Origin of the sequence: Brevibacterium sp. UCMA 11752 (genome assembly GCF_021532235.1) — a bacterium.
GTDB classification, from domain to species: domain Bacteria; phylum Actinomycetota; class Actinomycetes; order Actinomycetales; family Brevibacteriaceae; genus Brevibacterium; species Brevibacterium antiquum.
Window position 1 is genome coordinate 1 of record NZ_JACBOS010000004.1, and the last position, 9,157, is coordinate 9,157.

General features: G+C 59.0%; 2 protein-coding genes, 2 rRNA genes and 1 pseudogene. 2 read left to right on the top strand and 3 right to left on the bottom strand.

What is annotated here, in order from left to right; all coding sequences use genetic code 11:
* Together HU144_RS19045 and HU144_RS19050 are read right to left on the bottom strand one after the other, a co-directional pair.
* Nucleotides 1–2,245 (bottom strand): 23S ribosomal RNA (locus HU144_RS19045); the annotation flags it as partial.
* Between the two features lie 436 nt (nt 2,246–2,681).
* Nucleotides 2,682–4,213 (bottom strand): 16S ribosomal RNA (locus tag HU144_RS19050).
* 556 nt (nt 4,214–4,769) lie between these two features.
* On the opposite strand from HU144_RS19050, the gene HU144_RS19055 reads away from it, so the two are divergent.
* Nucleotides 4,770–5,789 carry an epimerase gene (locus HU144_RS19055; RefSeq protein WP_235349571.1) on the top strand — a complete coding sequence of 340 codons (1,020 nt, stop codon included), beginning with the start codon at nt 4,770–4,772 and terminating at the stop codon, nt 5,787–5,789.
* Between the two features lie 33 nt (nt 5,790–5,822).
* Here HU144_RS19055 and trhO read toward each other — a convergent pair whose 3' ends face one another.
* Nucleotides 5,823–6,734: an oxygen-dependent tRNA uridine(34) hydroxylase TrhO gene (gene trhO, locus HU144_RS19060; protein ID WP_235349572.1), complete on the bottom strand. Its 912-nt coding sequence runs from the start codon at nt 6,732–6,734 to the stop codon at nt 5,823–5,825.
* 171 nt (nt 6,735–6,905) lie between these two features.
* On the opposite strand from trhO, the pseudogene purL reads away from it, so the two are divergent.
* A pseudogene (purL, locus tag HU144_RS19065) lies at nt 6,906–9,157 on the top strand (phosphoribosylformylglycinamidine synthase subunit PurL); the annotation flags it as partial.

Sequence of the window (9,157 nt, forward strand, 5' to 3'; positions counted from 1 at the left end):
AACGAGCATCTTTACTCGTAATGCAATTTCGCCGAGTTCGTGTTGAGACAGCAGAGAAGTCGTTACGCCATTCGTGCAGGTCGGAACTTACCCGACAAGGAATTTCGCTACCTTAGGATGGTTATAGTTCCACCGCCGTTTACTGGGGCTTAAATTCTCCGCTTCACCCCCAAAAGGGTTAACGAGTCCTCTTAACTTCCAGCACCGGGCAGGCGTCAGTCCGTATACATCGACTTACATCTTCGCACGGACCTGTGTTTTTAATAACAGTCGCTTCTCTCTGGCCTCTGCGACCCCACCAGCACATCCAGGAGCAAGTCCTGTTCACCGGGATGGTCCCCCTTCTCCCGAAGTTACGGGGGCATTTTGCCGAGTTCCTTAACCACGATTCTCTCGATCACCTTAGTATTCTCTACCTGACCACCTGTGTCGGTTATAGGGTACGGGCAACACACAACCTCACGCCGATGCTTTTCTCGGCAGCATAGGATCACCAGATCACCCCACCAAAATGGGGCGCCCATCAGCTCTCACACTCAAAGTGGGGACGGATTTACCTACCCCCACGTGCTACGACCTTAGACCACGACTACCATCGCGTGGCCTGGCTACCTTCCTGCGTCACACCTCGCGCTTACCGACTCCACACTCAGGTCCTTGCCAACTCGCCAACATCACATCCGAAGACGCAAAGGACGAGCCAGAAAGTTAGTATCATGTGTTTTGGTATTGACGGTTGAATGTCGGTACCAGAATATCAACTGGTTGTCCATCGACTACGCCTGTCGGCCTCGCCTTAGGTCCCGACTTACCCAGGGCGGATTAGCCTAGCCCTGGAACCCTTGGTCATCCGGTGGACGGGTTTCTCACCCGTCTTCGCTACTCATGCCTGCATTCTCACTCGTACCGGCTCCACCACTCGTTCACACGGCGACTTCACTGCCAGCACGACGCTCCCCTACCCAACACCCCACCATTACGGCTTCAGGGGTGCTGCCACAACTTCGGCGGTGTACTTAGCCCCGCTACATTATCGGCGCTCAATCACTTGACCAGTGAGCTATTACGCACTCTTTCAAGGATGGCTGCTTCTAAGCCAACCTCCTGGTTGTCTTCGCAACTGAACATCCTTTCCCACTTAGCACACGCTTAGGGGCCTTAGTTGATGGTCTGGGCTGTTTCCCTCTCGACAATGAAGCTTATCCCCCACTGTCTCACTGCCACGCTGAACCTTACCGGCATTCGGAGTTTAGTTGACGTCAGTAACCCGGTGGGGCCCATCAGCCATCCAGTAGCTCTACCTCCGGCAAGAACCACGCAACGCTGCACCTAAATGCATTTCGGGGAGAACCAGCTATCACAGAGTTTGATTGGCCTTTCACCCCTAACCACAGGTCATCCCCTCCATTTTCAACTGAAGTGGGTGCGGGCCTCCACGCGCTCTTACACACGCTTCACCCTGCCCATGGCTAGATCACTCCGCTTCGGGTCTAGGACACGCGACTCATTCGCCCTATTCGGACTCGCTTTCGCTACGACTACCCTCTCGGGTTAACCTCGCCACGCACCGCTAACTCGCAGGCTCATTCTTCAAAAGGCACGCCATCACCCCAACAAGGAGGCTCTGACGGATTGTAAGCACATGGTTTCAGGTACTATTTCACTCCCCTCCCGGGGTACTTTTCACCATTCCCTCACGGTACTATCCGCTATCGGTCATCAGGAAGTATTTAGCCTTACCAGGTGGTCCTGGCAGATTCACACGACATTCCACGAGTACCGTGCTACTCGGGGACATGCACAACGTCGGGGTCACATGTTTCGTCTACGGGACTCTCACCCACTGCGGTACTGTTTCCCACCAGCTTCGACTACACGCAACACACATCAACGTCCCCACCATGCTGGGTGAGACACGCATACCCCACAACACCCTGTCAGCAACACCAGCACGCTTGACACTGACACGGTTTAGGCTCTTCCAGTTTCGCTCGCCACTACTCCGGAATCATATTTTATTTTCTCTTCCTACGGGTACTGAGATGTTTCACTTCCCCGCGTTCCCTCCACACATCCTATATATTCAGATGCGGGTCACCACACTCTCATGTGGCGGGGTTTCCCCATTCGGAGACCCTCGGATCACAGCCCGTTTATCGGCTCCCCGAGGCTTATCGCAGATTTCCACGTCCTTCATCGGCTCCTGATGCCAAGGCATCCACCATGCGCTCTTACACACTCATACCAACCACTTTCATGGTCGATGATTGTGTGCGCGAAAAAAACACTTTCGGATTTCACAAGAAAAATCACATTACATAACAACACACCACTGGTGTGTTGTTGATGCTCGCGTCCACTATACGATTCTCAAACCACTACCAAACACCACCCACACCCACAACGACGAAGCGCTGTGACTATGGTCTGGGTCGGTCCGTTAGATGAAACCACCACACCACACACACTCGCAGCCACAAAGAAGGACTGTGTTGTGTGGGGCCTGTGATTCCAGGACCCAATAACGTATTCATTCATATCCACCCACCAACACGCTCACACGAGGCACATACCTCGAAGACCGCTGTGTGGACGAGCCAGATAGGGATGTTCCACCCTTGAGCTGCCCAACCAGCATCACGAATGGATGCTGCGTTGGGGTTCTGATGTGTGCTCCTTAGAAAGGAGGTGATCCAGCCGCACCTTCCGGTACGGCTACCTTGTTACGACTTAGTCCCAATTGCCAGTCCCACCTTAGACGGCCCCCTCCACAAGGGTTGGGCCACCGGCTTCGGGTGTTACCGACTTTCGTGACTTGACGGGCGGTGTGTACAAGGCCCGGGAACGTATTCACCGCAGCGTTGCTGATCTGCGATTACTAGCGACTCCGACTTCACGTAGTCGAATTGCAGACTACGATCCGAAACTGAGACTGGCTTTAAGGGATTCGCTAAAACCTCGCGGTCTCGCATCTCTCTGTACCAGCCATTGTAGCATGCGTGAAGCCCAAGACATAAAGGGCATGATGATTTGACGTCATCCCCACCTTCCTCCGAGTTGACCCCGGCAGTCTCCTATGAGTTCCCACCATCACGTGCTGGCAACATAGAACGAGGGTTGCGCTCGTTGCGGGACTTAACCCAACATCTCACGACACGAGCTGACGACAACCATGCACCACCTGTACACCAACCTCAAAGAGGAGGACCTGTTTCCAGGACGGTCTGGTGTATGTCAAGCCTTGGTAAGGTTCTTCGCGTTGCATCGAATTAATCCGCATGCTCCGCCGCTTGTGCGGGCCCCCGTCAATTCCTTTGAGTTTTAGCCTTGCGACCGTACTCCCCAGGCGGGGCACTTAATGCGTTAGCTACGGCGCGGAGAACGTGGAATGTCCCCCACACCTAGTGCCCAACGTTTACGGCATGGACTACCAGGGTATCTAATCCTGTTCGCTCCCCATGCTTTCGCTCCTCAGTGTCAGTTACAGCCCAGAGTCCCGCCTTCGCCACCGGTGTTCCTCCTGATATCTGCGCATTTCACCGCTACACCAGGAATTCCAGACTCCCCTACTGCACTCTAGTCAGCCCGTACCCACTGCACGCGCAACGTTAAGCGTTGCGTTTCCACAGCAGACGTGACCAACCACCTACGAGCTCTTTACGCCCAATAATTCCGGACAACGCTTGTACCCTACGTATTACCGCGGCTGCTGGCACGTAGTTAGCCGGTACTTCTTCTGCAGGTACCGTCACCCCAAGGGGCTTCTTCCCTGCTGAAAGCGGTTTACAACCCGAAGGCCGTCATCCCGCACGCTGCGTCGCTGCATCAGGGTTCCCCCATTGTGCAATATTCCCCACTGCTGCCTCCCGTAGGAGTCTGGGCCGTGTCTCAGTCCCAGTGTGGCCGGTCGCCCTCTCAGGCCGGCTACCCGTCGTCGTCTTGGTGAGCCATTACCTCACCAACAAACTGATAGGCCGCGAGCCCATCCCCAACCGAAAAAACTTTCCACAACCAAAGATGCCTTCGGTTGTCATATCCGGTATTAGACCCAGTTTCCCGGGCTTATCCCGAAGTCGGGGGCAGGTTACTCACGTGTTACTCACCCGTTCGCCACTCATCCACCCACAGCAAGCTGCGGGCTTCAGCGTTCGACTTGCATGTGTTAAGCACGCAGCCAGCGTTCGTCCTGAGCCAGGATCAAACTCTCCATAAAAAAATTATGTTACGAATGAATCCCAGCAAGACAGCCAACACTACGGTCACGGGGTGACCGCGGTCAGCTTAAAAAAATCATGTCCACACACGCTGGCGTCACCACCCCGGCGAGGGGGCCGTGACTTGTGTGTGAACATGTGATTGTCTTACCAGAAATAATGTTTCTGGCATCACTATCTGTTCAAACAAATACGCTATTGGATTCTCAAACCACACACACTCACCCGTCACCACACACCATCACAAAATGGCGGCGTACACCGGGGGGTGTCAGTTTCAATTGTTGTTGCCATCCCCATCCTGTGAACAACCTGCTCAAACTGTGTTTGTGCTGGTCATACCGGGTGAAAACTGTTCTCGAAGAACTCGTTTTCTGCGGGGCAACGAGATACAACTCTAGACCAGGCCGACCAGTGCGTGCAACTCGAAACCGGAAAACTCAGCGTGACGCCCGTCACCAGGACAGTTGCGACAGCCTCGGGCCCCGGAATACCGGGGATCGGTGGGCGCAGAACCTCGCCGATGCTTGGTTCTGCCGGTGTTACGGTCGTTTCATGACTGCGGACAATGTTTCTCCTCGTCCCGACAACGGCTCAGCACCGATAGCTGTCATCGCCGGAGCCACCGGCTTCATCGGCAGATCGCTCCTTGCTCCCCTTCTGTCATGGGGTTACCAGGTGCGCACCATCGGGCGGGCAGCATCCTCGGGCACACATGTCTCCTGGGACGATCCGGACGGAATCGCCGCCATGATCGATGGCGCCGATCTGCTCATCAACTTCGCCGGCCGCAGCGTGGGGTGTCGATACAACGATCGCAACCGGCAGGAGGTCTGGGACTCACGAGTGACGACGACTCGGACCTTGAACGATGCGGTCAGGGCCGCCTCGGCGCCACCGCGTCTGTGGATCAACTCGAGCACGGCCACTGTCTACCGTCATGCCATGGATCGGCCGCAGACCGAGACCGACGGGGACATCGGTGAGGGCTTCTCAGTTGATGTGGCCAAAGGCTGGGAGCGAGAATTCTTCCGTGGCGATCTCCTGCAGACCAGACGGGTCGCTTTGCGGATGGCGATCGTGCTCGGTGACGGCGCGGCGTTGAATATGCTCGCGACCGCGGCCAGATTCGGTGCCGGCGGTCCCCAGCTGGAAGGGCGCTGGTTCGGCCACACTCGCTACCGCGGCATCGGACCCGACGCGTCAGGACCGAAGGTCTGGCGGGGACATCCGCTCAGTCATGGGAAACAGAAGTTCAGTTGGGTGCACATCGACGATGTTGTGCGTGCGATCCGCTTCATCGATGCCCACGAGGAGATCACCGGTCCTATCAACGTCTCGAGTCCCGGAGTCTCGGACAACACCGCGCTGATGGCTGCCCTGAGACGAGCCGTCCGGATGCCGATCGGCATTCCGGCACCACGTTGGCTGCTGGAAATCGGGATGACCGTCCTCCGACAGGAGTCGGAGCTGGTGCTCAAGAGCCGCTGGGTGCTGCCCAAGCGGCTGGAGCAGGCAGGGTTCGAGTTCAGGTGGACGGATATCGGTGCGGCGACGAAGAGCCTGCTTCGGTAGAAGCTGCACAACACGGATCCGGCACGGGCGGCGTCAGCCGGCGGTCACCTCGGCGGGGATACCGGCCTGCACACAATCGGGGCAGTAGGGCTGACGGTTCTTCTCCGTGCAGTCCTCACAGCGCAGGTACTGCTCACGGCAGTCCAGGTTCGCGCAGTTGACGAAGTTCGGGGTCGCCTTGTCACACGCGACGCAGTGACCGATCGATTCGGCTCCTTCGCCGAACTCCACGTGCATGCGCTTGTCGAAGACGTAGAGGGAGCCGTCCCAGTACCCGGTGTTGCCGAAGGTCTCTCCGTAGCGGACGATGCCGCCGTCGAGCTGGTAGACCTCTTCGAACCCGCGGTTCTTCATCAGCACGGACAGAACTTCGCAGCGGATTCCTCCGGTGCAGTAGGTGACGACCGGCTTGTCCTTGAGGTCGTCGTACTTGCCCGATTCGATCTCGGCGATGAAGTCCTTGGTGGTGTCCGTCTCGGGCACGATCGCATCCCGGAACTTCCCGATCTGGGCCTCCATCGCATTGCGACCGTCGAAGAAGACGACATCATCGCCGCGTTCGTCGAGGAGCTTGTGCAGGGCTCCCGGTTTGAGATGCTCGCCGCCGCCTTCGACTCCGCTCTCGGTCACGGTGATCTCGTCGTCGGTGCCGAAGGTCACGAGCTCGGGCCGGACCTTGACGCTCAGGCGGGGGAAATCGTCGCCCTCGCCGTTGGACCATTTGATGTCGGCCTTCTTGAACGGTTCATAGGATCGCGTCGCCCGCACATACTGCTTGACGTCGAAGATGTCGCCGCCGATGGTGGCGTTGATGCCGTCCTTCGACACGATCACGCGCCCCTTGAGCCCGAGACTCTCAGCCAGAGTATGCTGCCACAGTTTGACTGCCTCTGGGTCCGCCAAGGGGGTGAAGACGTAGAACAAGACGATTTTGGGAGTTGCCATGGCCCATATTCTAGTTGGCGAGACCTCAGGCGGTACCCGCATGTGGCGCAGACTACTGGTCGCCTCGATCACATAATCCACTCATCGATGAGACCGGTTTCTCCCCCTCCCCCGCACCACGGCTAAGATTGGCTCTGATGCCGTGTCGTATGAAAGGGCCGTTAAGAGGACATGTCGAGTAACCTCAACTCTGCGAATTCCACGCAGGTCGAATCCCAGCAGGTCGAAACCGATCAGGCCGCCTCCAAGAAGGTCAAGGAGACCGTCGAGTTCGCTGCTGCGAATCCCGACGTGGACCAGCCCTATGCCGACCTCGGACTGAAGGCCGACGAATACGCGCAGATCCGCGAGATCCTGGGACGTCGCCCCACCTCGGCGGAGTTGGCGATGTACTCGGTCATGTGGTCCGAGCACTGCTCCTACAAGTCCTCGAAGGTGCATCTGTCGAAGTTCGGTGACAAGGTCACCGAAGACATGAAGAAGCACCTGCTCGTGGGCATCGGCGAGAACGCCGGCGTCGTCGACATCGGCGACGGCTGGGCCGTGACCTTCAAGGTCGAGTCCCACAACCACCCCAGCTACGTCGAACCCCACCAGGGCGCTGCCACCGGCGTGGGCGGAATCGTGCGCGACATCATCTCGATGGGCGCCCGCCCCGTGGCCGTGATGGATCAGCTGCGCTTCGGAGCCATCGACCACCCCGACACCTCTCGCGTGCTCCACGGAGTCGTCTCCGGAATCAGCACTACGGCAACTCCCTCGGCCTGCCCAACATCGGCGGCGAGACCGTCTTCGACTCCGTCTACCAGGGAAACCCCCTGGTCAACGCCCTCGCAGTCGGCGTCATGCGCCACGAGGACATCCGTCTGGCCAATGCTTCGGGCAAGGGCAACAAGGTCATCCTCTTCGGTGCCCGCACCGGTGGAGACGGCATCGGCGGAGCCTCGATCCTCGCCTCAGAGTCCTTCGACGACACCAAACCTTCGAAGCGTCCAGCTGTGCAGGTCGGCGACCCCTTCGCAGAGAAGGTCCTCATCGAATGCTGCCTCGAACTCTTCCACGCGGGCGTTGTCGAAGGCATCCAGGACCTCGGTGCTGCCGGCATCAGCTGCGCCACCTCCGAGCTGGCCTCGAACGGCGACGGCGGTATGCACATCGCCCTCGACGACGTACTGCTGCGCGATGAGACTCTGACCCCTGAGGAGATCCTCATGTCGGAGTCCCAGGAGCGGATGATGGCCGTTGTCACCCCCGAACGCCTCGACGACTTCCTGGCGATCGTGGGCAAATGGGACGTCGAAACCTCCGTCCTCGGCGAGGTCACCGACTCCGAACGCCTCATCATCGAATGGCACGGAGACGTCATCGTCGATGTGCCGCCTCGCTCGGTCGCCCACGACGGCCCCGTCTACGAACGTCCGATGGTCGAGCCATCATGGACTGCCGAGGTCGCGGCGAACACCGTGGAATCCGCTGGATTGGTCAAGCCTGAGGGCGACGAGCAGCTGCGCGCGACCGTCCTCCAGCTCGCAGGCGCACCGACCTGGCGTCGAAGAACTGGATCACCTCCCAGTACGACAAATACGTGCAGGGCAACACCGCCAGGCGTTCCCCGACGATGCGGGAGTCATTCGCGTCGACGAGGAGTCCGGCCTCGGCGTGGCCATCGCCACCGACGCCAACGGTCGCTACTGCTACCTTGATCCGGCCCGAGGCGCAGCGCTGGCGCTTGCCGAGGCCTACCGCAACGTCACCACCGCCGGGGCCATCCCGCGTGCGGTCACTGACTGCCTCAACTTCGGCTCCCCCGAGGACCCTGAGATCATGTGGCAGTTCGCGGCCGCAGTCGAGGGCCTCGCCGAGGCGTGCCAGGACCTGGGCATTCCCGTGACCGGCGGCAACGTCTCCCTCTACAACCAGACCGGTGGCGTGGCCATCCACCCGACCCCGTCGTCGGTGTCCTCGCGTCTTCGACGACGTCACCCGCCACACCCAGCGGCTGGAAGGAACCGGGCCAGACCATCTACCTGCTCGGAACGACCGAAGCCGAACTCGACGGTTCGGCGTGGGCCGACGTGACTGCCGGCCACCTCGGCGGAGTGCCTCCGCAGTACAGCCGGGCACGGAGAAGGAACTCGGTGAGATCCTCATCACTCCTCGCGTGACGGCATGATCGATGCCGCGCACGACCTGTCCGAGGGCGGTCTGTCGCAGGCACTCATCGAATCCTGCCTGCGCTTCGGCACAGGTGCCCGCATCTGGCTCGACGAGGTGTGCGACCGCGACGACATCGACGTGTTCACCGCTCTGTTCTCCCGAGTCCACCGCGCGTGCGATCGTGGCCGTGCCGCGGTCCGAAGAGGTCCGCTTCAAGGACATGTGCACCGCTCGGCATTTCCCGTTCATCCGCATCGGCATGACCG